The organism is Paeniglutamicibacter selenitireducens, assembly GCF_051550675.1.
In the GTDB taxonomy this organism is placed as follows: domain Bacteria; phylum Actinomycetota; class Actinomycetes; order Actinomycetales; family Micrococcaceae; genus Paeniglutamicibacter.
This window is the reverse complement of sequence record NZ_JBPULF010000001.1, coordinates 80955-106634: the sequence shown is the minus strand read 5'-3', so window position 1 is coordinate 106634 and position 25680 is coordinate 80955. Positions and strand designations below refer to the sequence as shown.

23 protein-coding genes are annotated in these 25680 nt (G+C 68.1%); 21 read left to right on the top strand and 2 right to left on the bottom strand.

The window, feature by feature from the left end; translation table 11 throughout:
- Positions 1 to 27 precede the first annotated feature (27 nt).
- The 14 genes from rpsD (at position 28) to ACSYDW_RS00355 (ending at position 14742) form a co-directional block, all read left to right on the top strand.
- The gene (rpsD, locus tag ACSYDW_RS00420) at positions 28 to 654 is read left to right on the top strand and encodes a 30S ribosomal protein S4 (RefSeq protein ID WP_438336729.1); all 627 of its coding nucleotides are present in this window, start codon (positions 28 to 30) and stop codon (positions 652 to 654) included.
- A gap of 170 nt (positions 655 to 824) precedes the next feature.
- Positions 825 to 1196: a DUF948 domain-containing protein gene (locus tag ACSYDW_RS00415; RefSeq protein ID WP_438336728.1), complete on the top strand. Its 372-nt coding sequence runs from the start codon at positions 825 to 827 to the stop codon at positions 1194 to 1196.
- A 137-nt stretch (positions 1197 to 1333) separates the two neighbouring features.
- Positions 1334 to 1567, top strand: a complete 234-nt coding sequence (locus ACSYDW_RS00410) for a hypothetical protein (protein WP_438336727.1) — start codon at positions 1334 to 1336, stop codon at positions 1565 to 1567.
- Between the two features lie 95 nt (positions 1568 to 1662).
- Positions 1663 to 4344 carry an alanine--tRNA ligase gene (gene alaS / locus ACSYDW_RS00405; RefSeq protein ID WP_438336726.1) on the top strand — a complete coding sequence of 894 codons (2682 nt, stop codon included), beginning with the start codon at positions 1663 to 1665 and terminating at the stop codon, positions 4342 to 4344.
- Positions 4345 to 4370: 26 nt separating this feature from the next.
- Positions 4371 to 4859, top strand: coding sequence for a Holliday junction resolvase RuvX (gene ruvX, locus ACSYDW_RS00400; RefSeq protein WP_438336725.1), 489 nt, complete (start codon positions 4371 to 4373; stop codon positions 4857 to 4859).
- A 178-nt stretch (positions 4860 to 5037) separates the two neighbouring features.
- Positions 5038 to 7239, top strand: a complete 2202-nt coding sequence (mltG, locus tag ACSYDW_RS00395) for an endolytic transglycosylase MltG (protein ID WP_438336724.1) — start codon at positions 5038 to 5040, stop codon at positions 7237 to 7239.
- An 11-nt stretch (positions 7240 to 7250) separates the two neighbouring features.
- Positions 7251 to 8165, top strand: a complete 915-nt coding sequence (locus ACSYDW_RS00390; RefSeq protein WP_438336723.1) for a shikimate dehydrogenase family protein — start codon at positions 7251 to 7253, stop codon at positions 8163 to 8165.
- Between the two features lie 32 nt (positions 8166 to 8197).
- Entirely contained in the window at positions 8198 to 9400 is a 1203-nt protein-coding gene (gene aroC / locus ACSYDW_RS00385; protein ID WP_438336722.1) for a chorismate synthase, read from the top strand.
- Complete coding sequence (locus tag ACSYDW_RS00380; RefSeq protein WP_438336721.1) at positions 9397 to 9990, top strand: shikimate kinase; 594 nt, start codon at positions 9397 to 9399, stop codon at positions 9988 to 9990. Before aroC ends, ACSYDW_RS00380 begins: the two co-directional genes overlap by 4 nt.
- A gap of 174 nt (positions 9991 to 10164) precedes the next feature.
- The gene (aroB, locus tag ACSYDW_RS00375) at positions 10165 to 11256 is read left to right on the top strand and encodes a 3-dehydroquinate synthase (protein ID WP_438336720.1); all 1092 of its coding nucleotides are present in this window, start codon (positions 10165 to 10167) and stop codon (positions 11254 to 11256) included.
- Complete coding sequence (locus ACSYDW_RS00370) at positions 11253 to 11837, top strand: hypothetical protein (protein ID WP_438336719.1); 585 nt, start codon at positions 11253 to 11255, stop codon at positions 11835 to 11837. The genes aroB and ACSYDW_RS00370 overlap by 4 nt, the downstream gene beginning before the upstream one ends.
- Before the next feature lie 242 nt (positions 11838 to 12079).
- Positions 12080 to 12640 (top strand): elongation factor P, encoded by a 561-nt coding sequence (gene efp, locus ACSYDW_RS00365; protein ID WP_438336718.1) that lies wholly within the window; start codon positions 12080 to 12082, stop codon positions 12638 to 12640.
- Complete coding sequence (gene nusB / locus ACSYDW_RS00360) at positions 12640 to 13050, top strand: transcription antitermination factor NusB (RefSeq protein ID WP_438336717.1); 411 nt, start codon at positions 12640 to 12642, stop codon at positions 13048 to 13050. Before efp ends, nusB begins: the two co-directional genes overlap by 1 nt.
- 201 nt (positions 13051 to 13251) lie before the next feature.
- Positions 13252 to 14742 carry a peptidase M16 family protein gene (locus ACSYDW_RS00355; protein WP_438336716.1) on the top strand — a complete coding sequence of 497 codons (1491 nt, stop codon included), beginning with the start codon at positions 13252 to 13254 and terminating at the stop codon, positions 14740 to 14742.
- Positions 14743 to 14797: 55 nt separating this feature from the next.
- Here the strand turns inward: ACSYDW_RS00355 and ACSYDW_RS00350 are convergent, their stop codons facing one another.
- Positions 14798 to 15436 carry a hypothetical protein gene (locus ACSYDW_RS00350; RefSeq protein ID WP_438336715.1) on the bottom strand — a complete coding sequence of 213 codons (639 nt, stop codon included), beginning with the start codon at positions 15434 to 15436 and terminating at the stop codon, positions 14798 to 14800.
- A 57-nt stretch (positions 15437 to 15493) separates the two neighbouring features.
- On the bottom strand, positions 15494 to 16705 hold the full coding sequence (locus ACSYDW_RS00345) for a PrsW family intramembrane metalloprotease (RefSeq protein WP_438336714.1): 1212 nt from the start codon (positions 16703 to 16705) through the stop codon (positions 15494 to 15496).
- A 116-nt stretch (positions 16706 to 16821) separates the two neighbouring features.
- Here ACSYDW_RS00345 and pyrR point away from each other — a divergent pair, with 116 nt between their 5' ends.
- From pyrR to pyrF, 7 genes are read left to right on the top strand one after another with little or no spacing between them, the layout of a single operon-like run.
- Positions 16822 to 17412 (top strand): bifunctional pyr operon transcriptional regulator/uracil phosphoribosyltransferase PyrR, encoded by a 591-nt coding sequence (pyrR, locus tag ACSYDW_RS00340; RefSeq protein WP_438336713.1) that lies wholly within the window; start codon positions 16822 to 16824, stop codon positions 17410 to 17412.
- Entirely contained in the window at positions 17409 to 18389 is a 981-nt protein-coding gene (locus ACSYDW_RS00335) for an aspartate carbamoyltransferase catalytic subunit (protein ID WP_438336712.1), read from the top strand. Before pyrR ends, ACSYDW_RS00335 begins: the two co-directional genes overlap by 4 nt.
- Positions 18390 to 18414: 25 nt before the next feature.
- The gene (locus ACSYDW_RS00330) at positions 18415 to 19746 is read left to right on the top strand and encodes a dihydroorotase (RefSeq protein WP_438336711.1); all 1332 of its coding nucleotides are present in this window, start codon (positions 18415 to 18417) and stop codon (positions 19744 to 19746) included.
- 1 nt (position 19747) lies between these two features.
- A complete protein-coding gene (locus ACSYDW_RS00325; protein WP_438336710.1) occupies positions 19748 to 20293 on the top strand; it encodes a PH-like domain-containing protein in 546 nt (181 codons plus the stop codon).
- On the top strand, positions 20290 to 21495 hold the full coding sequence (carA, locus tag ACSYDW_RS00320) for a glutamine-hydrolyzing carbamoyl-phosphate synthase small subunit (RefSeq protein ID WP_438336709.1): 1206 nt from the start codon (positions 20290 to 20292) through the stop codon (positions 21493 to 21495). The genes ACSYDW_RS00325 and carA overlap by 4 nt, the downstream gene beginning before the upstream one ends.
- The gene (gene carB, locus ACSYDW_RS00315; protein WP_438336708.1) at positions 21495 to 24809 is read left to right on the top strand and encodes a carbamoyl-phosphate synthase large subunit; all 3315 of its coding nucleotides are present in this window, start codon (positions 21495 to 21497) and stop codon (positions 24807 to 24809) included. The genes carA and carB overlap by 1 nt, the downstream gene beginning before the upstream one ends.
- The gene (gene pyrF / locus ACSYDW_RS00310; protein ID WP_438336707.1) at positions 24802 to 25674 is read left to right on the top strand and encodes an orotidine-5'-phosphate decarboxylase; all 873 of its coding nucleotides are present in this window, start codon (positions 24802 to 24804) and stop codon (positions 25672 to 25674) included. The genes carB and pyrF overlap by 8 nt, the downstream gene beginning before the upstream one ends.
- Positions 25675 to 25680 lie beyond the last annotated feature (6 nt).

The following is a 25680-nucleotide window of genomic DNA, read 5'->3' as shown; positions in this document are numbered from 1 at the left end:
AGTCGCTCTAAAAAGAAAAGGACACTCGTGGCTAACAACACTCGTGCCCGCCGTAAGGTTCGCCTCTCGCGCGCCCTCGGCCTTGCTCTGACTCCTAAAGCTGAAAAGTACATGGAGCGTCGTCCCTACGGTCCGGGCCAGCACGGCCGTGCCCGCAAGAAGCAGGACAGCGACTACGCAGTGCGTTTGCGCGAAAAGCAGCGCTTGCGCGCCCAGTACGGCATCCGCGAAGCACAGATGACCCGTGCTTTCGAAGAAGCCAAGCGCACCCAGGGCCAGACCGGTGAAAACCTGGTCGAGCTCTTGGAAATGCGTCTGGACGCCCTGGTTCTGCGTGCAGGCTTCGCCCGCACCATCGCCCAGGCTCGCCAGCTGGTTGTGCACCGTCACATCCTGGTTAACGGCCAGCGCGTTGACCGTCCCTCGTTCCGCGTGTCCGAGGGTCAGCTGATCCACGTTCACGAGCGTAGCGAAAAGATGGGCCCGTTCCAGATCGCCGCTGCCGGTGCTCACCGCGACGTTCTCCCGGCCGTTCCGGCTTACCTGGACGTCAAGCTTGAAGCCCTCCAGGCCAAGCTCGTTCGCCGCCCGAAGCGCTCCGAGGTTCCTGTAACCTGCGAAGAGAACCTCGTGGTCGAATACTACGCACGCTAAATTCGACGGGCTCAGGCTCATCCGAATGACGCAGTGCAGCACGAAGCCCGCGGCCTTGGTCGCGGGCTTCGTGCTATCCGGGCCCCGATCAGCCGGTTTCGGTTCTGTGCCACCGGCCACGATTCGGTAAGGTGGAACAGCACACGTCACCAACGGCAGAGGAAAAGCACATGACAGGGTCGGATATCGCCGGACTCATCGCAGCGGGGGTATTTGCGGTGCTTGTGGCACTGTTGGCAGTTCCCATCTGGAAGCTCGGCAAGGTGTTTGACGAGCTACGGGCTGCGGTCCGAGACGTGTCCGACGGGACCACTCCGCTCCTGACCGAGGTCACCACGACGGTTGCCACCACCAATGACCAGCTGCGCAAGGTCGAAGGCATTACAAACAATGTGTCCGACGCCTCTGCCAACATCAGCGCCCTTTCCTCACTCGTCGCGGCAACCGTCGGCAGGCCGTTGATCAAGGTCGCCGCGTTCTCTTCCGGAGTTCGCGCGGCGCTGGGCGCCAAGCCTTCGGGCAGGGGACGCCGCAGCCGCTAGGCAACGACCAGTTATCGATCCCGGCAGCTGTGGATCGAATGTGATGGGCACGGCACCGGACGTTGGGTCGTTCTCCCCGCGGAAGACACGAGGCGCGCACGGCGGCCCGGACCCAACAGGAAGAAGAGGAAGCAGAGATGAAGAAGCTTTTCTGGGTCGGCATCGGCATCGGTGTCGGCGTACTGGCAGCTCGCAAGATCGGCGAGGCAAAGTCGCTGGCGAGCCCCGACGGGTTGAACCGCACGGTGGGGCGCATTAGCGATTCACTGCACGAAGTCGCTGCCGCATTCCGAGACGGAATGAACGAACGAGAAACAGAATTGCGCCAGGCCCTGGGTCTGGATGAAACAACCGGCCACGGCCGCCACTAAACTTGTTAGCGACGTTCTGCCCGATTCACATGGATTCGGGTGGCACGCAGCGCACCACAGATACCCCGTAAGCACGAAGGGACCGAAGAGGAACAATGAAATCGCAGGAAATTGCACGCCGGTGGGTCGACTACTTTGAGTCAAAGGGCCACACCGCGGTTCCCAGCGCCTCTTTGGTCTCCTCGGACCCGTCGCTGTTGTTCACGGTGGCCGGCATGGTCCCGTTCATCCCGTACCTGACCGCTCGCGAAGAGCCGCCGTACACTCGCGCGACTTCGGTCCAGAAGTGCATTCGCACCGGTGACATCGAAGAAGTCGGCAAGACCGTGCGTCACGGCACCTTCTTCCAGATGGCCGGCAACTTCTCCTTCGGCGACTACTTCAAGGAAGGCGCGATCTCCTACGCCTGGGAGCTGCTGACAACGCCCGTTGCCGACGGCGGCTTCGGCCTTCCCCCCGAGAAGCTGTGGATCACGGTCTACCACGAGGACACCGAGGCCCTGGAAATCTGGCGCGACAAGATCGGCGTCCCGGCCGAGCGCATCCAGAAGATGGGCAAGGCGGACAACTACTGGTCCACCGGCCAGCCCGGCCCTGCCGGCCCCTGCTCCGAGATCTTCTACGACCGCGGACCCGAGTACGGCATCGAGGGCGGCCCGGAGGCCGACGACACGCGCTACATCGAAATCTGGAACCTCGTGTTCATGCAGTACCAGCGCGGCGAAGGCACCGGCAAGGACGACTTCGAAATCCTGGGCGAACTTCCCAAGAAGAACATCGACACCGGCTTGGGTCTTGAACGACTGGCCATGATCCTGCAGGGCGTCGAGAACATGTACGAGACCGACCAGGTCCGTCCCGTGCTCGACAAGGCCGCCGAGCTCGCGGGCAAGGAGTACACCTCCACCGAGGACCCCAGCGACCCGCACCACACCGACGACGTGCGCATGCGCATGGTCGCCGACCACATCCGTTCCTCGTTGATGCTGATCTCCGACGGCGTCTCCCCGGGCAACGAGGGCCGCGGCTACGTGCTGCGCCGCCTGATCCGCCGCGCGATCCGTGCGATGCGCCTGATGGGCGTGGAAACCGCGGTACTTCCCGAACTCCTGCCGGTCTCTCGCGACGCCATGAAGGGCGTCTACCCGATCGTCGAGACAGACTTCGAACGGATCGCCCGCATCGCCTATGCGGAGGAACGTGCCTTCCTGCGCACCATCGCCTCGGGCACCACCCGCCTGGAAGAAGCCATGAGCCAGTCCAAGGCCAAGGGCGAATCGCTCTCCGGCGAGGACGCTTTCACCCTGCATGACACCTTCGGATTCCCGATCGACCTCACCTTGGAGATCGCCGCCGAGGCCGGCCTGTCCGTCGACGAGGCCAAGTTCCGCGCCTTGATGACCGAACAGCGCACCCGTGCGCAGAAGGACGCGAAGGCCAAGAAGGCCGGCCACGCCGACCTGACTGTTTTCACGCAGCTCCACGAGCGCGGAGACGTCATCTTCACCGGCTACGACGAGCTGACCAGCGAGTCCACGGTGCGCGGCATCGTCCACAACGGCGAACTTGTCGAGGTGGCCGAGCAGGGCCAGCAGATCGAACTGGTGCTCAACGAGACCCCGTTCTACGCCGAGGCCGGTGGCCAGGCGGGCGACGTCGGACTCATCACCGGCGACGGCTTCGTCCTCGAGGTCCTGGACGTCCAGTCGCCGATCCGCGGACTCAACGTCCACCAGGCGATTGTGCGCGAGGGCGAATTGCCCGCCAATGCCACGGTGCTGGCCGAGGTCGACCGCGCCCGCCGCCTCTCCGGCGAGCAGGCGCACTCCGCCACCCACCTGGTCCACGCCGCACTCCACGAGATCCTTGGCCCGGACGCGCTGCAGTCGGGTTCCTACAACAAGGCCGGCTACCTGCGCTTCGACTTCTCCTGGTCCGAGGCGCTCTCCGCCGCGGCCCGCAACGAGATCGAAGAGGTCGTGAACCTCACCATCCGCAACAACCACCAGGTCCTCACCAACGTCATGCCGCTGGCCGAGGCCCGCGCCGCAGGCGCCATGAGCCTCTTCGGCGAGAAGTACGGCAACACCGTGCGCATGGTGGAGATCAACGGTGCGTGGAGCCGCGAGCTCTGCGGTGGTACGCATGTGGACGCCACCGCGCAGATCGGTTCGCTGACGCTGCTGGGCGAGGCCTCCGTCGGGTCGGGCAACCGCCGCGTCGAGGCCCTGGTCGGCATGGAGGCCTTCCGCCACGGAGCTGCCGAGCGCGCACTGGTCTCCGAACTCTCCGCGATGTTCCGCGTTCCGTCGGCCCAGCTCAACGAGCGCATCACCGACACGGTCGCCAAGCTGCGCAACGCCGAAAAGGAGATCGAACGCCTGCGCACTGCTCAGCTGGCAGCCCAGGCCGGCACACTGGTCGCCCAGGCCCGCGACATCAACGGCGTCCGCGTCATCGCGCACGACGCCGGCGAGGTTTCCTCCGCGGAAGGCTTGCGCACCCTGGCGCTGGACCTGCGCGACCGCCTCGGCTCCGAGGCTTCGACCGTCGCACTGACCGGCGCCTCGAACGGGCGCCCGCTGGTACTGGTTGCCACCAACGAGGCGGCCCGTACCAAGGGCGTCAAGGCCGGTGCGCTGGTGCGCACCGCCGCGAAGATCCTTGGCGGCGGCGGCGGCGGCAAGGACGACGTCGCCCAGGGTGGTGGCCAGGACGTCAGCAAGACGCCCGAGGCCATCGAGGCGATGGTCCGTTCGATCCAGGACCTGTCATAGTCCCGGCGGCAACCCCCGCACGAGGTGTGCTGCTCGGCGTCGACGTGGGCATGGCCCGCGTCGGCGTCGCAGCCAGCGACCCGGACGGCATGCTTGCGACGCCGGTGAAGACACTGAAGCGCGACGCAAAGAAGAACAGCGATGTGGCCGTGTTGGTGAGACTCGCCGCGGAACGCGAGGTCAGACAAATATTTGTCGGCCTCCCGCGTTCGCTCTCCGGTGGGGAGACCGCTTCGACGGCTATGGCCCGGGATTATGCCGATGAATTGGCTAATGCCCTGGCGCGCGTCCCGCTGGATGTCGAAGTTCGCCTCGTGGACGAGCGTTTGACCACTGTCAGTGCACACAGGTCGTTGCGAGAGGCAGGCTTGGACGGACGAAAGCACCGCTCGGTTGTCGACCAGGTCGCTGCCGTGGAGATTCTCCAGCAAGTGCTTGAAATGCGCCGACATGGGCAAATCGCACCCGGCCAGCTTGTTGAGCCCGAGGATCCAGGGTCAGTTGATGCTTCCTGAGGACCACGATTCCGCCCGCGTTCACGCGCGGCGGAGCCGCCTGCGTGCCGGTGAACGACTGCATGACGTGTCACTTTTAGGTTACGATCAGGTCACATCTCAAAAAGCCGAACAGGAACAGGTGGGACTCCGTCGCTCCTCGGCTACTACGTTGCCCGCGGGCAAGGGAGAACACCGCATGACTAACGAATCGTCGTTCGATTCCTCGCGCCACGAGCACGAGGTTTCGCCTCGTCGCGCCGCACGAGCTGCCCGCCAACGGGCGGAGGCCCGCGGGACCGACCCTGTTGCACCCCACCGCGAGTCGGGTTCCGCCTACTCGGCATCATCGGCCGTTTCGGCTGAAGAAGCCCTCGAAACCGTGCCTGCCGCACCCACCGAGGCCGAGCTTGCCGCCGAACACCAGCGCGCCCAGGCCATTGCCGCGGCCCAGCGTGCCCGGAACGAAAGTGCCCTGCGTGCCCGCTCCGAGGCCATCGAGGCGCAGCGCGCCGCGGCCGAACGTGTGCGTGAAACCCTGCGCGCCAATGCGGCAGGGCCCCGCCGGGCCCGGTCCGAGTCCGGACGCAGCGCCGTGAGCCCCGAGTCCGTCGGTGCCGATGCCCCGTTCAACCAGGAGCACCACGCCGGCCCGGAAGCCCGGGTTTCCCGGGAACCGGAATCGGGCGCCGGCTCCCGGGCCGGCCTCGGCCACTGGACGGCAGCAGCGCCCGCTGCCCCTGCCACGGCTCCGGCCGTTGAGGCCCCGGCGCAGGTTGCCGGTCAGTCCGCGCAGCACATGCCGGAAACGCGCCCCTGGGACGCCCGCAACCACGCCGCGATGAGCTTCAACGACATCCTTTCCCACCAAAGCCAGACTCCCGTCCGGCCGCGGCAGCCCGTGCACCCGTCGCCTGCCCAGGTACGTGACCATGCACCGGCCTTCGGACACGCAGAACGACTGCTTGCCGTGGCATCGGCCCCGGCCACCCAGGTCCACTCGATCCAGGGCTTCGCAGCCCACGGCACCGAGCCCGAGCACGAAGAGCCAGCCGAAAACGTCAATCCCGGCAGCCATGACAGCGAAGTCGCGGACGATACCTGGTCCCACGGGGAAACACCGGCACCCGTCACCTACGAAGCCGCCTACGACGCGCACGACGGCCATGCGGACGAGGGCGCCCATCCCGCCGAATACCCCGCACACCCGGATGACGCGTATCACGACTACCCCGGCGACGAGCACCACTACACGGAGCACGACCAGTCGGTTCCGGGAGCCGGGCGGGAGAGCCTCTTCGTGGGTGGCCCGAGCGCCGCGAGCCTGGCCGCCCGCAAGCGCCGCCGCCGTCGCCGCAACACCGTGATGGCCGTCGTGCTGCTGGGCTTCTGCGCCGTGATTTTCGGCGTCGTACTGGTCCTGCAGGGTGTCATGGACAAGCTGAACCCCAAGGACTTCCCGGCACCCGGCGGTGCCCCCGTCAGCTTCGAGGTCAAGCAGGGCTGGGGCCCCAAGCAGATCGGCCGCGAACTGGTGGATGACAACATCGTCGCCAGCGACAAGCTCTTCCTCGAGGCCATCCAGCTCGTCGAAACGGAGAACCGGGAAATCCACCCGGGCACCTACGACCTGCGCCTGCAGATGCCCGCCCTGGATGCCGCCACGATCCTGATCGGCGACGGCCCCGAGAAGGTCGGCTATGTCGCGATCAAGCAGAACACCCGCATGCCAGCCGTGCTGGAGGAAATCGCCACGGCCACCGGCCTGTCACGCGAATCGCTCCAGAAGCTTGCCGAGGACCCCGCGGCCTTCGGCATCAAGGGCGACGTGCCGAACCTGGAGGGCTACCTGCACCCGGGCGAGTACCGCTTCCCGATCGACTCCGACGCCAAGTCGGTGCTGCAGCTGATGGTCGACGCCACCGAGAAGTCGCTGGAGGCCGAGGGGATCACCGACCCCGCGGAGCAGTACCGGACGCTGAAGGTCGCCTCGATCCTTCAGGCGGAGGCACGCCCTGACGACTACGCCACGGTGGCCGGGGCGCTGGAGAACCGCCTGCACGCGGACAACACCGAAACCAACGGGCTGCTGCAGGTCGACTCGACGGTCATCTACGGGCTCGACCGCTACACCCTGCATTTCACCCAGGAGGAGAAGCAGGACGCGTCAAACAAGTACAACTCGTACGTCCACAAGGGCCTGCCGCCGACCCCGATCGGTTCCCCGGGCACCTCGGCCATCAAGGCCGCGGCGCATCCGAAGGCGAACGACTACTACTACTGGGTCACGGTGAACACCAACACCGGTGAGACCAAGTTCGCCAAGACCTACAGCGAGCACCAGGTCAACCAGAACGAGTTCCGCGCCTGGTGCGCCGACAACACGGACGTCTGCAAGTGAGTGCGGGAGCCGTGCCGGCCGCAGCAGTGCCGCACGGTGCCCGCGCCGCGGTGCTCGGGCACCCGGTCGGCCACTCGCGCTCCCCGCTGCTGCACTCCACCGCGTACCGCGAGCTCGGCGTGTCGATCGGCTACACGGCCATCGACACGCTTCCGGAGCAGGCCGGGGCCTTCGCCGCGCGGCTGCGCAGCGAACCCGGCTGGGTCGGCGTCTCAGTCACGATGCCGATGAAGGACGCGCTGATCCCGTTCATCGACGAGCCTTCGGAGCGGGTGCTGCGGCTCGGCGCGCTCAACACCATCGTGGTCTCCCGCGAGGGGGACGGCGTCCGGCTGCTGGCCGAGAACACCGATGTCGACGGCATCGTCCGTTCCCTGGACCTGCCGGCGTCGGGCCGTGGCGCGGCAGTGGTGGGAATCCTGGGCAACGGCAACACCGCACTCGCCGCGCTCGAGGCCTGCTCGCTCATGGGCGTGCGCCGTGTGGAATTGCTGGTGCGAAACCCGGGGCGCGCCGCCGACGCCCTCCGGCTTGCCGCAACCCTGGGCCTTGAGGCCGTTGCCCTGCCGTACGCGGACGGGGCAGGACGCTTGGCAAGCTACGACGCGGTGATCTCCACGCTGCCGGCCCGTGCCGCTGATGCCTGGATCGAGGAGCTCGGCCTGGGCCGGCGTCCGGGTACCGCGGCGGGCACCGCGATCCGCGCGGTCAAGCCCGGCGCCGTGCTGCTGGATGTCGCCTACGACCCGTGGCCTTCCGCCCTGGCCGGCGCCTGGGAGGAAGCCGGCGGCACCGTCGTCTCCGGCCTGAGCATGCTGGTGCACCAAGGCGTGGAACAAGTCAGACTTTTTACAGGAATTCAAGATGCCGACTGGGGGCACGTCACAAATGTGATGTGCGACGCAGTAGGCGTACCGCGGCCCTGATCGGGCCGCTGGGACATGGCAGGATGGAGAGCATGTTGCGTTGGTTGACGGCGGGCGAATCACACGGCCCCGCATTGGTTGGAATTATCGAGGGGCTGCCCGCGGGCATCTCCATCTCCTCGCAGGACGTGCGAGATGCCCTTGCACGCCGGCGCCTGGGCTATGGCCGCGGCGCCCGCATGAAGTTCGAGCAGGACGAGGTCTCGTTCATGGGCGGCGTGCGTCACGGGCTGACGCAGGGCGGCCCCGTGGCCATCGAGGTGGGAAACACCGAGTGGCCCAAGTGGGCCAAGGTCATGAACCCCGACGAGGTCGACCCCGAGGAACTCGCCTCCATGGCGCGCAACGCGCCGCTGACGCGCCCGCGCCCCGGGCATGCCGACTTCACGGGCATGCAGAAGTACGGTTTCGATGACGCCCGCCCGGTGCTTGAGCGCGCCTCGGCACGCGAGACCGCAGCCCGCGTGGCCCTGGGCTCCGTGGCAGCGAACTTCCTGGCCCAGCTGGGCGTGGAACTCGTCTCCCACACCGTTTCCGTCGGCACCGTCGCCTCGCCCGAGGGTTCGGCCCTCCCGCGCGCCTCGGACGTCCTGGCGCTGGACGCGGACCCGTTGCGCTGCTTCGACGCGGAGACCTCCGCGGCCATGGTGGCCGAGGTCGACGCGGCACACAAGGAGGGCGAGACCCTCGGCGGCGTCGTCGAGGTGCTGGCCTACAACCTTCCCCCGGGACTCGGTTCCTACGTGCACTGGGACCGCCGCCTCGACGCGCGGCTTGCCGCAGCGCTCATGGGCATCCAGGCGATCAAGGGCGTCGAGGTCGGCGACGGCTTCCTCACCGCATCGCGCCGAGGTTCCGCCGCCCACGACGAGATCGTGCGCGGCGAGGACGGCGTCATCGACCGTTCGGGCAACAAGGCCGGCGGCATCGAGGGCGGCATGAGCATCGGGGACGTCCTGCGCGTGCGAGCGGCCATGAAGCCGATCGCCACCGTCCCGCGTGCCCTGCGCACCATCGACACCACCACGGGCGAGGCAACCACCGCGCACCACCAGCGCTCGGACGTCTGTGCCGTGCCGGCCGCCGGCGTTGTCGCCGAGGCCATGGTCGCACTGGTGCTGGCCCAGGCCATGCTGGAGAAATTCGGCGGCGACTCGCTCGGCGAGGTCAAGCGCAACCTGGACACCTACCTGGCCGCCATCCCCGAATCCCTGGGTTCGGTCCGCCGTCCATGAGCCGCACGATCTTCCTGATCGGGCCGATGGCCAGCGGCAAGAGCGCCGTGGGCGCGGAGCTGGCCCGCCTGCTGGGTACCCGGGCGTTGGACACCGACGCACTGGTGGCCGAGGAGCACGGCCCGATCCCGGAGATCTTCGAACGCCGCGGCGAGCCGGTGTTCCGCACCCTTGAAACGGGGGCTCTGCGCACTGCCGCCCGGCGCTCCGCAGAGCAGGGCCGGGCCCCGCTGGTGGTTGCCACCGGCGGGGGAGCGGTGCTCGCAGAGGAGAACCGGCGCATCCTCGCCGACGGGTTCACCGTGTACCTGTACACGGACGCGGCAACCGTTGCGGGCCGGATCGCCGGAGATGCGACGCGCCCGCTGCTGGCCCCTGCTTCCGGCGCGTCCGTCGGCGACACACGCGTCGAGGAGCCCGGAGACGGGCAGGGCCGCCTGGCTGGGGCGCTGGAATCCTGGTCCCGGATCTTCGCCGAGCGGGCCGACACCTACGAGAAATGCGCGGATCTGCGCGTTGACACGCGTACCCTTGGCCCCGCCGCCATCGCGGAGGCAATCGCGACCGCATACCGTGATACCGGCCACTGAACGACCCTCTCGCGTGCAGATGCACGTACGCTAGTTCAGTTGGACCGGCACGAGCTTGATTCGGCCCAACCGCTAAGAGTCGCCGCAATGGAGGCGACGCGTTTTCACTCACGCACCCGCCACCCGCAATCCGCGGACCGGCCTGTGCGCTACGCAGCACTTGGAGGACCCACGATGAACACCGAGCCCACGACGATCCACGTCACAGGGGCGGCCCCGGCCGAGAACTACGACGTCATCGTCGGCAACGGACTACTCGGGCGCCTGCCAGGCATCCTCGGTGAACGCGTCAAGCGCGTCATGGTCATCCACCCGCGCGCCCTGCGGAACACCGGCGACACCGTCAAGGAAGACCTTGCGGCGGCCGGCTACGCGGCATTCTCCGCGGAGATCCCCGACGCCGAAGAGGGCAAGCACATCCAGGTCGCGGCATTCTGCTGGCAGGTGCTGGGCCAGAACGACTTCACCCGCTCCGACGCGATAGTCGCCGTCGGCGGCGGCGCCGTCACCGACCTCGCCGGGTTCGTCGCGGCCACCTGGCTGCGCGGCGTGAAGGTCGTGCACATCCCCACCTCGCTGCTGGGCATGGTCGATGCCTCCGTGGGCGGGAAAACCGGCATCAACACCGCCGAGGGCAAGAACCTCGTCGGTGCCTTCCACCCGCCGGCAGGCGTGCTGGTGGACCTCGACACGCTGGCCACGCTGCCGAAGAACGAGCTTGTCACAGGCATGGCCGAGGTCGTGAAGTGCGGCTTCATCGCCGACGAGCGCATCCTTGAACTCATCGAGGAAGACCCGGTGGACGCGACGACCGCCGGCTCGGCCCGCCTGCGCGAACTCATCGAACGCGCCATCGCGGTGAAGGCGCGCGTCGTCTCCGCCGACCTGCGCGAGGCGGGGGAGCGCGAGTTCCTCAACTACGGGCACACCCTGGGCCACGCCATCGAGCTTGCCGAACGCTACTCGATGCGCCACGGCGCAGCGGTGTCCATCGGCATGGCCTTCGCCGCCGAGCTGGGCCGCACCGTGGGCAAGACCCCCGACAAGGTGGCCGACCGCCACGTCGCGATCCTCAAGTCCCTGGGCCTGCCCACCACCTACCGCGGGGATCGCTGGAGCTCGCTGCTCGACGGCATGCGCCGCGACAAGAAGACCCGCGGCGACCTGCTGCGCTTCGTGGTGCTCGACGAGATCGGGCACCCCCGCATCCTCGACGTGCCCGACACCTCGCTGCTCTTCGCCGCCTACCAGGAGATCGCCGAATGACCATCCAGGAAATGACGCAGGGCCTGACGCACACCCAGGAACTGATGCAGGTGCCGGCCGCCGGGACGGCTGCGTCCACCGACAACATCGAGTCCGGCATCCCGGGCGTGCGCTTCGACCCGCTGACGATGAGCCAGACGATCTCCGACGAGGCCCTGGCCGACGAGACGATGGCGCGCGGCAACGCCGCCGAACAGGTGGTGGTGCTGCTGGCACGCGGCCAGGTCCGTGCGGCAAGCGAGCTCGTCGCCGAGACCCGCTTCACCGAACCGCAGAACTTCACCATGCGCGTGCTCGACACCTCGTTGACCCGCGCCCTGGGCGACCCGCAGCGTGCCGCAAGCCGCCTGCGCGCCCTGCTGGGCGAATTCAACGGCACCGCCCACGAGTCGTTGCTGCAGCAGCACCTGGGCATGGCGTACGTGGAGAGCGGCGACCTGCGCGCCGCTGCCACCCGTTTCCGCAATGCCCTTGACCTGCGCATCGCCGAGGGCGCGGATGCCCGACTCGTCGAGTCCTCGCGCCGCTGCCTCGAGGCGCTCACCGCGCGCCTCGAGGCCCCTGCCGCGCAGGGACTCTAGCGGACCGCCCGTGTCCGGGGCGAGGCACCGTGCGTGCGACGCCCCGGACCCGGCCGGCACCCCTGCCGGACCCCGGGTCTGGTAGATCACCATGGAAAGTTGGGCACCGGCACCGCTGCGTGCGCTAAACTGGATCTTGGATTTTTGACAACACGCCCGGGCGGCCGCATTTTCGCGGCCCCGCCCGCCGCGGCAAGTGATTGCCGGCGGAGCATCGGGCGCATACGGGAAATGAGTAGATCGTGGCTTCAACCACCGACATCAAAAACGGACAGGTCCTCAAGATCGAGGGCCAGCTCTGGACGATCATCGACTTCCAGCACGTGAAGCCGGGCAAGGGCGGCGCGTTCGTGCGCACCAAGATGCGAAACGTGCTCACCGGCAAGGTCGTCGACAAGACGTACAACGCCGGCGCGAAGATCGAGACCGCAACCGTTGACCGCCGCGACTACCAGTACCTGTACCAGGACGGCGCAGACTACGTGTTCATGGACCTGAGCGACTACGACCAGATCACCGTTCCGGGCACCGTCGTCGGCGACCAGGCCGGCTACATGCTGGAGAACCAGAACGCCACCATCGCCATGCACGAGGGCTCCCCGCTGTACATCGAGCTCCCGGCCTCCGTGGTCCTGGAAATCACCTACACTGAGCCGGGCCTGCAGGGCGACCGCTCGTCGGCCGGCACGAAGCCCGCCACCCTGGAAACCGGCAAGGAGATCCAGGTGCCGCTGTTCGTCGAGCAGAACACCAAGGTCAAGGTCGACACCCGCACGGGCGACTACCTGGGGCGTGTCTCCTAGTGAGCGCCCGCGCCAAGGCCCGCCGCAGGGCACTGGACATCCTTTTCGAAGCGGAACAGCGCGACGTCTCGCCGCTGGCCGCCATGCGTTTGCGTCGTGAGGCAACTGACATCACGATCAACGAGTACACCGTCACCCTGATCGAGGGCGTCATGTCGGAGCTGGACCGGATCGACGAGATCCTCTCCTCCTACTCCAAGGGCTGGACCCTGGAGCGCATGCCGACCGTCGACCGCACCGCCTTGCGCATCGGCGCCTGGGAACTGTTGTTCAACGACGACGTCCCGGACGGCGTGGCAGTGGCCGAGGCCGTGTCCCTGGTCCGCGAGCTGTCCACCGACGAATCCCCGGAGTTCGTCAACGGCCTGCTCGGACGCATCCAGCAGATGAAGCCGACGCTGCTGGCCTAGCAGCCGACAACGCAGGCAACGGCCGATGGCCGGGTTCCACGCACCAGTGCGTGGAACCCGGCCATCGGTCTCTTAATCAGCCCACGATGTTGTCTCACCCCAACGCGAGAGCTGGTTCGGGGCGGGCCCGACGCATCGGAAAACGCCCAAGTACCTGCCGGATGCCGATGATTGGCACCGTGATCTGAAAGAATCCGGATCATGATGAAGATGCCTGATGCGGGCCTGCACAACAACATTGCCTCGTATGCCACCGACCGAAGCGGGCTGTGCACGGGAACGCTGATCTTCGGTGTCGGGCTCCGCAACGAACCCGCGACGCTGGCCGGCATCACCCATCTGGTCGAGCACGTTGTGCTGTACATGGCTGAGCATTTCCCGCTCCATCTAGGTGGTGTCGTCGACGAAGATTCGGTGAAATTCCACGCCACAGGTGACGCTGAGGAAGTCGCGCAGTTTCTCAATGCCGTCGCGGCCGCCGTGTCCGGCTTCTCCAGCGTCCCTGAAGAGGTTTTCAGTCGCGAAAAGTCAGTAATCGAGGCCGAAGACCCTTCGGCTTTTTGTACGGTTTCGAACGGTTTGCTGACAAATCGATTCGGTGCCAGCGGTCTCGGCGCCAGTCAAATGGGTGCCTCTTCCACCACCGGAATCCGCCTTTCGGAAGCCGTGGAGTGGGTTGAGCGCTGGTTCACCGCGGAGAACGCGGCAGTGACGTTCTCGGGCCGCATTCCAGAATCCTTGGATATCCGGCTCCCGTCGGGAAGAGCGCAGTTCAGGGAAACGCATTCGCAGATCATCGACTCGCCCACGGTGGTTCGTTCACCGAAGGCTGGTGTGGCTTTTTCGCTCTTGGTCCCGACGGTTTTCTCTTCGTTGCTGGGGGAGGCCTTATACCGGGAATTGCATTCCAGACTTCGCCGCACCCGGGGATTGATCTATTCGGTCACCGTGCTCACCACCCGCATCGATGAACACCGGAATCAGTTGGATTTGGTTCTTGACCCGCTTCCCGCAAACGTCAGAACAACCTTCGGTGCGGGCATGGCGGCCCTTGAGGACATTGCCAAGCACGGATTCAGCGGGGACGCGGTCGAATTCGCACGCAATGCACTCCGGGTGGAGCTGGCTTGGGAAGACGGCATCGCTTCCACTTACCTGGACCAACTGGCAGTGGACGGGCTCCTGGGACGATCCACGCCGACTTTGGATGAACTACACCGGCGCATTGCAGTGCAGAGCGGAGAAGAACTCACGAGCGTGCTGGGCGGGGCTCTGCCTACGCTCCTTGTTGCGGTGGACAGCAACTTCAAGATCGGCAGGAAAGACGCGGCTGCTTGGGGGCTGGCTTCGGACCCCTTTGACATCTGGCAGCGGGAATGGGAGCAGGGGGTCAACGCTCCAACCGAGGTCGATTTGGACGGTCTCACTCCGTGGAGGAACAAATCCGGTAAGGCCGCGCTCTGGCTCACGACTGACCGACTCGTGAAGAAGAAGGGTGGCAAGACGCGATCGATCGATCTGTCGGAAGTTGCAGTCGTCGGGAGTCGACAGTGCGGGTGCATCTCACTCACGGCCCGTCGAGGTCGGAGCACTGAATTTGTCCCGGATGACTGGAAGCGAGCGAAGAGCCTCAGGCGGGCATTGCTGCGGTCCTTTCCTGCTGAAATCGTGCGGGAATTCCCGGAGGAGTAGGAGTCGGCGATTCACGGCGAATCGCCGAAACCCGACGTGCCGGGCGATCTACCGCCTAACGGTCGCTGTCGTCCGGCGCCCGTTCAGGTGCACCCGCTGCGGGGGAGCCCTCCGGCGCGGGATGGCCCTTCCGGCTGCGCTGCGGCCGCGGGCCGGCCACCAGGGCGAGCCGCTCCAGGTAGTCGCCGCCGCTGGCGATGCGGGAGATGTTCCGGGGCTTGATGCCCGTCAGCCGGTTCTTCCAGCGCGCCCGGTATGTCACCTCCAGCAGCCACGCGCGCTTCCTGTCCAGCTCCGCCAACGAGCCGACGACCATGGAGTCGGGCCGGGCCACGTCGCGCAACACGCTGACCAGCTCCCCGTCCGCGCCCAGGGCCATGAGCACGCCGCGGGTCGAGTCCAGGTCCTGGACGCCCAGCTCCAAGTCCGGGACAGGGAGCTTCAGGGCCTCGAGTGCCAGCGCGGAAAAGTGCCTGGTCCTGGCCACGTGGGCGATCGAGCTCCGCCGGATGGCCACCGTCCCGTCCGGCGCGCCGCCGGGCGTTGTCTCGTGCACCAGGATCCACTTGCCGCCGATTCCCAGGACGTACCCCCGGACCAGGTCCCTGTCCCGGCCCTTGAGCGTCACGTCGACCATGTGCCGGTAGTCCAGCGCCTTCACCAGCCGGGCGGACTTCAGTTGCGAGTGTTTCATCGGTGCTCCTTGCCGGTGGCTGCGGCCGCTGCCAACTCACCGCGGTGCCTGTGGGACCTAGACTACGATGCCGGCCAGCAATTGCGCGCGCTGCCGGTGGGACTCGTGCAGCAGCGCCACCTCGCGGGCGCGGTCGCCCGCATCGGCGTGGCCCGCGGAAATGCGTTGGCGGACCCCGGCCAGCCGCATCGCGGTGTGCGTGAAGTCGTTCATGACCCGGCCGCGCCCGATGGCCCGCGCCCACCTGCGGGCCGACCTGCGCCCGGCCGGGGTCGAGAACATTGCGACCTCGGCCGGAGTGAACCAGCCCGCCTGCCGGTACTCGTCAAGCCGCCGGGCAACAAGGCGCAGCTCGGCACGCTGCAGCAGCACCACCGAGGCGATTGCGGCCGCAAAGAGCGGAACCTGCAGCAGGAAGTAGAAGCCCAGGAACGACTCGAAGAAAATGCCGACCCCGCCGTTCCAGAGGAAGTGGCCGAACATGGCCGGCAGCAGGCCCAGCACCAGGTAGAGCGGCCAGCGGGAGCGGTCCCCGCGTTCGGCGCACAGCCCCAGGGCGAAACCCGTCCAGGCGGTGAACATGACGTGGGCAAAGGGCGAGAAAAGCCCGCGCAGCACGAACACCGCGGCCAGCTCGCCCGGGGCGCCGGATTCGGCATAGCTGGACCCGAAGTACAGGATGTTCTCGGTGAAAGCGAAGCCCGCGCCGACCATGCCGCCGTAGACGATGCCGTCGACGGGACCGTCGAAATGCGCCCTGTTGATCCAGAAGACCAGCAGCACGCCGGCGCCCTTGGCCAGCTCCTCGACGATCGGCGCCTGTATGACGGCCCCGAAGACATCGAGGTCCATGCGCCCGGCGGGGTTGAAGAAGAGTTCGGTGAACAGGTCGCCGACAAGCAGCGCACCGGCCACCGAGGCGCCCGCGCCCCAGAGCAGGGCCAGCAGCAGCACGGGCCGCGGTTCCGGGTCCCAGCGGTCCACCCAGCGCAGCCCGAGCAGGCACAGCCCCAGCGGCACCATGGCCAGCGCACCGAGCCACAGCACGGTGCCGGGGCCGAAGACCCCGGCGAGGAAGCGGGCCACGCCCAGCATCAGCAGGGTGCACAGCACCAGGGCGGCAACGACCCCCGGGCCGGGGCCGGCCGCCCGCGCGCCGGGGGTTCCCGTCCCGGCCGGGGCGCCGCTCCCGGTGCCCTGCAGCGCGGTCCACGGGTCGCGGGGGTTCGGCTCGGGGGACCGCTGCAAGGGGTGTGAGGTATCGCTCATGCACTAAAGACTACGTGTGATGCGCGTCGTGGTAATTTTGATGCAGCAGCAAAACACCGAATATGAGCCAGCAACCTTTAAATTCCGTCCTGTGAGGCGGGGAAGGAGGCCGCATCATGAGTGACGACGCCCCAGCGGCACCGAACTTAGCGCCCAAAACCGCCCGGACAGTACTCTCCGGCGAGGACATCGACAGGGTCCTGACCCGCATCGCCCACGAGATCATCGAGGCAAACAAGGGCACCGAGGACCTCGTCCTGCTCGGCATCCCCTCCCGCGGCTTTCCGCTGGCCCAGCGGCTGGCGCAGCGCATCGCCGCCACCGAACCCGGACTCGACGCCGCAGCCATCGTCGGCCAGCTGGATGTCACCATGTACCGGGACGACCTGCGCCACTCCACCGCCCGCACCCCGCTTCCCACGCGGCTTCCTGCCGGCGGGATCGACAACAAGGTCGTGGTGCTCGTGGACGACGTGCTGTACTCCGGACGCACCATCCGCGCCGCGCTGGACGCCATCGCCGACCTGGGCCGCCCGCGCATCGTGCGCCTTGCCGTCTTGGTGGACCGCGGCCACCGCGAACTGCCGATCCGCGCCGACCACGTCGGCAAGAACCTGCCCACCGCCACCACCGAGAAGGTGCGCGTGCACCTGGGAGAGCTCGACGGGGCGAACAACAACGAAGTCATCATCGAGGCCGCTGCATGAAACACCTGCTCTCCACCCTTGACCTTTCGCGCGCCGACGCGATCCGGATCCTGGACATCGCCGAGGAAATGGCGGCCGTCGGGACCCGCGAGGTCAAGAAGCTTCCCGCGCTGCGCGGGCGCACCGTGGTCAACCTCTTCTTCGAGGACTCGACCCGCACCCGCATCTCCTTCGAGGCCGCGGCCAAGCGGCTGAGCGCGGACGTCATCAACTTCTCCGCCAAGGGGTCCTCGGTCTCCAAGGGCGAGTCGCTCAAGGACACCGCGCAGACCCTGCAGGCCATCGGCGCCGACGCCGTGGTCATCCGGCACGGGGCCTCCGGAGCCCCGGCCCGGCTGGCGGCCACCGACTGGATCGACGCACCGGTGGTCAACGCGGGTGACGGCACGCACGAACACCCCACCCAGGCGCTGCTGGATGCGTTCACGCTGCGCAACCACTGGGCGCGGGTCAACGGCACCCCCACCCTGGGCACGGACCTGGCCGGCATGAGGGTCGCCATCGTCGGGGACATCCTGCACTCCCGCGTGGCCCGCTCCAACCTGTGGCTGCTGCGCACCCTGGGCGCCGAGGTCACCATGGTGGCCCCGCCGACGCTGCTGCCGCACGGCTCGAACGTGTGGCCGTGCGCCATCAGCTACGACCTCGACGCCACGCTGGCCGGCGGCATCGACGCGGTGATGATGCTGCGCGTGCAGGGCGAACGCATGCACGCCTCCTTCTTCCCGAACACCCGCGAGTACTCGCGCCTGTGGGGTTTCGACGACGCACGCCTGGCCGCGCTCGACGCGCAGGGGCAGTCCGGGACCATCATCATGCACCCCGGTCCGATGAACCGCGGCCTGGAGATCTCCTCCGCCGCCGCCGACTCGCCGCGCTCCACCGTCCTGGAACAGGTTTCCAATGGCGTCGCGGTGCGCATGGCCGTCCTATACCTACTGCTCTCGGGGGACCAGCAGCGTCCCTCCGGCCTCTAAGAACCCTTCGACACGGGAGTCACCGATGACCACCACCAACACCTACCTGGTCCGCGGCGCGAAGCCGCTGGGCGCCGAGGCCACCGACCTGCTGATCTCCGACGGAACCATCGTCGCCCTGGGCGCCGACGCGGCAACCCACGAGGCCGCCACGCACGCCACCGTGATCGAGGCCGCCGGCCAGATCGCCCTGCCGGGCCTCGTCGACCTGCACACCCACCTGCGCGAACCGGGCCGCGAGGACGCGGAAACCGTCGAGACCGGCACCCGCGCCGCGGCACTGGGCGGCTTCACCGCCGTGCACGCCATGGCCAACTCCAACCCCGTCGCGGACACCGCCGGCGTCGTCGAGCAGGTCTGGTCCCTGGGCCGCCGCTCCGGCTGGGTCGACGTGCGCCCCGTCGGCGCTGTCACCGTCGGCCTGGCCGGCGAACAGATGAGCGAGATAGGCGCGATGGCCGACTCCCGCGCGCGGGTCCGGGTCTTCTCCGACGACGGCATCTGCGTGTTCGACCCGCTCATCATGCGCCGCGCGCTGGAATACGTGAAGGCGTTCGACGGCGTCATCGCCCAGCACGCCCAGGAACCGCGCCTCACCGAGGGCGCCCAGATGAACGAGGGCGAGGTCTCCGCGGTGCTGGGCCTGGCCGGCTGGCCGGCCGTCGCGGAGGAGTCGATCATCGCCCGCGACGTGCTGCTGGCCGAGCACGTCGGCTCCCGCCTGCACGTCTGCCACGTCTCCACCGCCGGCTCGGTGGAGATCATTCGCTGGGCCAAGTCCCGCGGCGTGCAGGTCACCGCCGAGGTCACCCCGCACCACCTGCTGCTGACCGACGAAATGGTCAAGAGCTACGACCCGGTCTTCAAGGTCAACCCGCCGCTGCGCCGCGAGGCCGACGTCATGGCGTTGCGCGCCGGCCTGGCCGACGGCACCATCGACATCATCGGCACCGACCACGCGCCGCACCCCTCCGAGGCCAAGGAATGCGAGTGGGCCGCCGCGGCCATGGGCATGACCGGCCTGGAAACGGCGCTCTCCGTGGTGCAGCACACCATGGTGGAGACCGGCCTGATCGGCTGGGACGACGTCGCCCGCATCACCTCCGCCGCGCCGGCGGAAATCGGCCGCGTCGCGGACCAGGGCCGCGCTCTGGCCGTGGGCGAGCCAGCGAACATCACGCTGCTGGACGCCGAGGCCCGCTGGGTCGTTGACCCGTACGCGATGGCCACCAAGGGCCGCAACTCCCCGTTCAAGGGGCTGACGCTGCCGGGCAAGGTCACCACGGTGTTCTTCCACGGCCACCCGACAGTGCTCGACGGCGCCCTGGCCACCCCGCGACTCGTGGAAGCCGAGTAGCGTGGGAGAGTACACCCCCGCGGTGCTCACCACCGTTGCCGTCATCGTGGTGCTTGTCGCCCTGGTCCTGCTGGGGTGGCGAAACCGCCTGCGCCGCCAGGCCGGCATCGCGGCCCCGCCGGCGACCCCCGCCGATCCCGGGGCGTCGCTGGCCGAGCCCAGCGAGGGGCAGTACGTGTGCACCACCACCGCCGGGGACTGGCTGGACCGCATCGCCGCGCACGGCCTGGGCATCCGGACCAACGCCACGCTGAGCGTCCACCCGGCCGGCGTGTTGCTGGCCCGCCACGGAGCCACCGACGTGTTCATCCCCGCCGGATCCATCACCAACGTGCAGCGCGCCTCCGGCATGGCCGGCAAGTTCGTCGAGAAGGACGGCCTGCTGGTGATCACCTGGGCGCTGGGGGAGAAGGCCGTCGACACCGGCTTCCGCCCCCGCTACCACCAAGAACTGCCGGTCCTGGCCGAGGGCATCGCCGCCCTGGGACACACCGGAACACCGAACGACGAGACCCCACCACCCGCCGAGGATAAGGAAAACCAGTGACAGCAGTACCAACGACCGAGCCAGCCCTCCTGGTGCTCGAAGACGGACGGGTTTTCCGCGGCCGCAGCTACGGCGCCATCGGCACCACCTTCGGCGAGGCAGTGTTCTCCACCGGCATGTCCGGCTACCAGGAGACCCTCACGGACCCCTCCTACGCCAAGCAGATCATCGTGCAGACCTTCCCGCACATCGGCAACACCGGCGTGAACGACGCCGACGCAGAGTCCTCCCGCATCTGGGCCGCCGGCTACGTGGTGCGCGACGCGGCGCGCCGCCCCTCGAACTGGCGCTCCGAGCGCACGCTCGACGAGGAGCTGGCCGGTTACGGCGTCGTGGGCATCCAGCACGTCGACACCCGCGCCCTGACCCGCCACCTGCGCGAACGCGGCGCCATGAAGGCCGGCGTGTTCTCCGGGGCCGACGCCGCGGCGCCCGTCGCCGAGCTCGTCGCCCAGGTCAACGCGCAGGCCCCGATGGAGGGCCTGAACCTCTCCGCGGTGGTCTCCACCGACACCGCCTACACCGTGGAGCCCAAGGACCACGGCTTCGATGGCGAGGTGGAGTTCTCCATCGCCGCCATCGACCTGGGCATCAAGTCGATGACCCCGCAGCGCTTTGCCGAGCGCGGCGTGCGCGTGCACGTGCTGCCGTACAACGCCAGCTTCGAGGACATCAAGGCCACCGGCGCCAACGGCGTGTTCCTCTCCAACGGCCCGGGCGACCCGGCCACCGCGAACGTGCAGGTGGAACTTGTCCGCCAGGTGCTCGACGCGAAGATCCCGTACTTCGGCATCTGCTTCGGCAACCAGATCCTGGGCCGTGCCCTGGGCTACGGCACCTACAAGCTGCGCTACGGCCACCGCGGCATCAACCAGCCGGTGCTGGACAAGGCCACCGGCAAAGTGGAGATCACCAGCCAGAACCACGGCTTCGCCGTCGACGCCCCGCGCGAGGGCGCATCGCTGGCGCCGCTGGACCGCTTCGGCCGCGTCGAGGTCTCGCACGTCTCGCTCAACGACTCCGTCGTCGAGGGCCTGGCCTGCCTGGACCTGCCGGCGTTCTCCGTGCAGTACCACCCGGAGGCAGCCTCCGGCCCGCACGATGCAAGCCACCTGTTCGACCGCTTCATCGACGTGATGCGCGCCGCGGGCACCGCCGCCGCATCGACCTCCACCACCGCCTCCACTCAGGAAGAGAAGTAATGCCCAAGCGCGAAGACCTCAAGTCAGTCCTGGTCATCGGGTCCGGCCCGATCGTCATTGGCCAGGCAGCCGAATTCGACTACTCGGGCACCCAGGCGCTGCGCGTGCTGCGCGAGGAGGGCCTGCGGGTCATCCTGGTGAACTCCAACCCGGCCACCATCATGACCGACCCGGAGTTCGCGGACGCCACCTACGTGGAGCCGATCACCCCGGAGGTCGTCGAGAAGATCATCGCCAAGGAGCGCCCGGACGCGATCCTGCCGACCCTGGGCGGCCAGACCGCGCTGAACACCGCGATCGCCCTGGACAAGAACGGCGTGCTCGAGAAGTACAACGTGGAGCTGATCGGCGCCAACATCGAGGCCATCGAGCTCGGCGAGGACCGCGAGAAGTTCAAGGGCGTCGTGGAGCGCTGCGGCGCCGAGTCCGCGAAGTCCGTCATCGTGCACACCATGGACGAGGCCTTCGCCGCCGTCGAGGAACTGAACTACCCGGTGGTCGTGCGCCCGTCCTTCACCATGGGCGGCCTGGGCTCCGGCATGGCCTACAACCCCGAGGACCTGCGCCGCATTGCCGGCGCCGGCCTGCAGTACTCGCCGACCACCGAGGTGCTCCTGGAGGAGTCCATCCTCGGCTGGAAGGAGTACGAGCTGGAGATGATGCGCGACAAGGCGGACAACGTCGTCGTGGTCTGCTCCATCGAGAACTTCGACCCGGTGGGCGTGCACACCGGCGACTCGGTCACCGTGGCCCCGGCCATGACGCTGACCGACCGCGAGTACCAGAAGCTGCGCGACATCTCGATCGCCGTCATCCGCGAGGTGGGCGTCGACACCGGCGGCTGCAACATCCAGTTCGCGATCGAACCGGACACCGGCCGCATCGTGGTCATCGAGATGAACCCGCGCGTCTCGCGCTCCTCCGCGCTGGCCTCCAAGGCCACCGGCTTCGCCATCGCGAAGATCGCCACCAAGCTCTCCCTGGGCTACACCCTTGACGAGATCCCGAACGACATCACGCTCAAGACCCCGGCCTCCTTCGAGCCGGCCCTGGACTACGTCGTGGTCAAGGTCCCCCGCTTCGCGTTCGAGAAGTTCCCGGCCGCCGACGCCACGCTGACCACCACCATGAAGTCCGTGGGCGAGGCCATGGCCATCGGCCGCAACTTCACCGAGGCCCTGCAGAAGGCCCTGCGCTCCCTGGAGCAGAAGGGCGCGGAGCTCGAGTTCACCAAGCCGATGGAATTCGAGGTCGAGGAACTCGTCGCGGCCTCCGTCAAGGGTTCGACCGCCCGCCTGTCCAACGTGCAGCGCGCACTGCTGGGCGGCGCCACGATCGAGCACATCTTCGAGCAGACCGGCATCGACCCCTGGTACCTTGACCAGCTCGCGCTGATCAACGAGACCGCCGAGCTCATCCGCACCAACCCGGATTTGACCGAAGACGTGCTGCGCACCGCCAAGCGCCACGGCTTCTCCGACGCGCAGATCGCCAAGCTCACCAACAAGACCGAGGCCGTGGTCCGCGGCATCCGCCACGCGCTGAACGTCCGCCCGGTGTTCAAGACCGTCGACACCTGCGCCGCCGAGTTCGAGGCCTTCACCCCGTACCACTACTCCTCCTACGACGAGGAGACGGAGGTCGCGCTGCACGAGAAGCCCTCGGTCATCATCCTGGGCTCCGGCCCGAACCGCATCGGCCAGGGCATCGAGTTCGACTACTCCTGCGTGCACGCCACCATGGCGCTGCGCAAGGCCGGCTACGAGACCGTCATGGTCAACTGCAACCCGGAAACCGTCTCCACCGACTACGACGTCTCCACCCGCCTGTACTTCGAGCCGCTGACGCTCGAGGACGTGCTGGAGGTCATCCACGCCGAGGAATCCACCGGCGGCGTGCTCGGCGTGTTCGTGCAGCTCGGCGGCCAGACCCCGCTGAAGCTCGCGCAGGAACTCGCCGATGCCGGCGTGCCGATCCTGGGCACCTCCCCGGAGGCCATCGACCTGGCCGAGCACCGCGGCGCCTTCCAGCGCGTGCTGGATGCCGGCGGGCTGATCGCCCCGAAGAACGGCACCGCCGTCTCCTTCGAGGAGGCCAAGCGCATCGCCGACGAGATCGGCTACCCGGTCCTGGTCCGCCCGAGCTACGTGCTCGGCGGGCGCGGCATGGAGATCGTGTACGACGAGGCAAACCTCTCGCGCTACATCCAGAACGCCACGGAGATCACCGAGGACCACCCGGTGCTGGTCGACCGCTTCCTCGAGGACGCCATCGAGATCGACGTCGACGCCCTGTTCGACGGCAAGGACCTGTACGTCGGCGGCATCATGGAGCACATCGAGGAGGCCGGCATCCACTCCGGAGACTCCGCCTGCGTGCTGCCCCCGATCACCCTGGGCCAGGACGTGCGCGACCGCGTTGTCGCGGCCACCCGCGCCATCGCCGAGGGCGTGGGCGTGCGCGGCCTGATCAACATCCAGTTCGCGCTGGCCAGCGACATCCTCTACGTGATCGAGGCCAACCCGCGTGCCTCGCGCACCGTGCCGTTCACCTCCAAGGCCACCGGCGTGCAGCTGGCCAAGGCCGCGGCGATGATCGGCGTCGGCGTGTCGATCGCCCACCTGCGTTCCGTCCACAAGATGCTGCCGGAAACCGGCGACGGCGCGAACCTGCCCGACGGCGCACCGGTCTCGGTCAAGGAGGCAGTGCTGCCCTTCGCCCGCTTCCGCACCCCGGAGGGCAAGGTCGTCGACTCGCTGCTCGGCCCGGAAATGCGCTCCACCGGCGAGGTCATGGGCATCGACAAGTACTTCGACACCGCCTTCGCCAAGTCCCAGGCGGCGGCAAACAACCCGCTGCCGACCTCCGGCAAGGTCTTCGTCTCGGTGGCCAACCGCGACAAGCGCTCGATCGTCATCCCGGTCAAGCACCTGGCGGACATGGGCTTCGAGATCATCTCCACCGGCGGCACCGCCGAGGTGCTGCGCCGCAACGGCATCCCCTCCACCGTGGTCCGCAAGGTCCGCGAGGGTGCCGCCGAGGGCGAGTCGAACATCGTCGACCTTGTCACAGCAGGCGAGATCGCGATGATCCTGAACACCCCCTCCGGCGGCGAAGCCCGCGGCGACGGCTACGAGATCCGCGCGGCCGCCACCTCGGTCGGCACCCCGGTCATCACCACCGTCGCGGAGTTCGGTGCCGCGATCCAGGCCATCGACGCCATGCGCAGCTTCGAGTGGAACGTCTCCTCCCTGCAGGAGCACGCCGCCACGCTGAACGCCGCCACCGCGGTCCGGGATGCGGCACATGCCTAACCCGGAGCACACCACCGAGCCGGGCCGGCGCGCCGCCTTCGGGCAGCGCCTGGCCTTGGCCATGGCCGCGCACGGCCCCCTGTGCGTGGGCATCGACCCGCATCCGGGCCTGCTGGCGGCCTGGGGCCTGAACGACGACGTCGAGGGGCTGCGCGCCTTCTCGCTGCGCGTCGTGGAGGCCATGGCCGGCCAGATTGCCGCGATCAAGCCGCAGGTGGCGCTCTTCGAGCGCCACGGCTCGCGCGGTCTGGCCGTGCTGGAGGAAACCCTTGCGGCCTGTGCCGACGCGTCGCTGATTTCGATAGCCGACGCCAAGCGCGGGGACATCGGCTCCACCATGGCAGCCTATGCCGACGCCTGGCTGGGGGAGGGCAGCCCGCTGGCTGCCGACGCCGTGACGTTGAGCCCGTACCTGGGCTACGAGTCGCTGCGCCCGGCCCTCGACCTCGCCGCAGCCACCGGCCGCGGCGTGTTCGTGCTCGGCCTGACCTCCAATCCCGAGGGGAAGGCCGTGCAGCATGTGGGAGGCGACGAGTCCGTTGCCAAGCGCATCATCGCCTCCGTTGGTGCGGAGAACACCGCGGAGAACCTTGCCGGGGTGCCGTTCGGTTCCACCGGTCTGGTCATCGGCGCCACCGTGGGGTCGGCTCTGGAGGAGCTGGGCATCGACCTGGCCGCCTCGGCAGCGCCGATCCTGGCCCCGGGCCTCGGTGCCCAGGGCGCCACGGGTGCGCAGATGAAGGAATCATTCGGGGCGTTTTGGCCACAGGTGCTGGGCACCTCCAGCCGCGACGTGCTCAAGGCCGGACCCGATGCCCGGGCGCTGCTTGAAGCGGCCCTGCGCACCAGGGATTCCCTGCTCTAGGCAGCG

Excerpts from the sequence above, each read along its gene's own strand:
- ACSYDW_RS00415 (WP_438336728.1), top strand. The coding sequence starts at position 825 with ATGACAGGGTCGGATATCGCCGGACTCATCGCAGCGGGGGTATTTGCG.
- ACSYDW_RS00410 (WP_438336727.1), top strand. The coding sequence starts at position 1,334 with ATGAAGAAGCTTTTCTGGGTCGGCATCGGCATCGGTGTCGGCGTACTG.
- alaS (WP_438336726.1), top strand. The coding sequence starts at position 1,663 with ATGAAATCGCAGGAAATTGCACGCCGGTGGGTCGACTACTTTGAGTCA.
- mltG (WP_438336724.1), top strand. The coding sequence starts at position 5,038 with ATGACTAACGAATCGTCGTTCGATTCCTCGCGCCACGAGCACGAGGTT.
- aroC (WP_438336722.1), top strand. The coding sequence starts at position 8,198 with ATGTTGCGTTGGTTGACGGCGGGCGAATCACACGGCCCCGCATTGGTT.
- ACSYDW_RS00380 (WP_438336721.1), top strand. The coding sequence starts at position 9,397 with ATGAGCCGCACGATCTTCCTGATCGGGCCGATGGCCAGCGGCAAGAGC.
- aroB (WP_438336720.1), top strand. The coding sequence starts at position 10,165 with ATGAACACCGAGCCCACGACGATCCACGTCACAGGGGCGGCCCCGGCC.
- ACSYDW_RS00370 (WP_438336719.1), top strand. The coding sequence starts at position 11,253 with ATGACCATCCAGGAAATGACGCAGGGCCTGACGCACACCCAGGAACTG.
- ACSYDW_RS00355 (WP_438336716.1), top strand. The coding sequence starts at position 13,252 with ATGATGAAGATGCCTGATGCGGGCCTGCACAACAACATTGCCTCGTAT.
- ACSYDW_RS00350 (WP_438336715.1), bottom strand. The coding sequence starts at position 15,436 with ATGAAACACTCGCAACTGAAGTCCGCCCGGCTGGTGAAGGCGCTGGAC.
- ACSYDW_RS00345 (WP_438336714.1), bottom strand. The coding sequence starts at position 16,705 with ATGAGCGATACCTCACACCCCTTGCAGCGGTCCCCCGAGCCGAACCCC.
- pyrR (WP_438336713.1), top strand. The coding sequence starts at position 16,822 with ATGAGTGACGACGCCCCAGCGGCACCGAACTTAGCGCCCAAAACCGCC.
- ACSYDW_RS00335 (WP_438336712.1), top strand. The coding sequence starts at position 17,409 with ATGAAACACCTGCTCTCCACCCTTGACCTTTCGCGCGCCGACGCGATC.
- ACSYDW_RS00330 (WP_438336711.1), top strand. The coding sequence starts at position 18,415 with ATGACCACCACCAACACCTACCTGGTCCGCGGCGCGAAGCCGCTGGGC.
- carB (WP_438336708.1), top strand. The coding sequence starts at position 21,495 with ATGCCCAAGCGCGAAGACCTCAAGTCAGTCCTGGTCATCGGGTCCGGC.
- pyrF (WP_438336707.1), top strand. The coding sequence starts at position 24,802 with ATGCCTAACCCGGAGCACACCACCGAGCCGGGCCGGCGCGCCGCCTTC.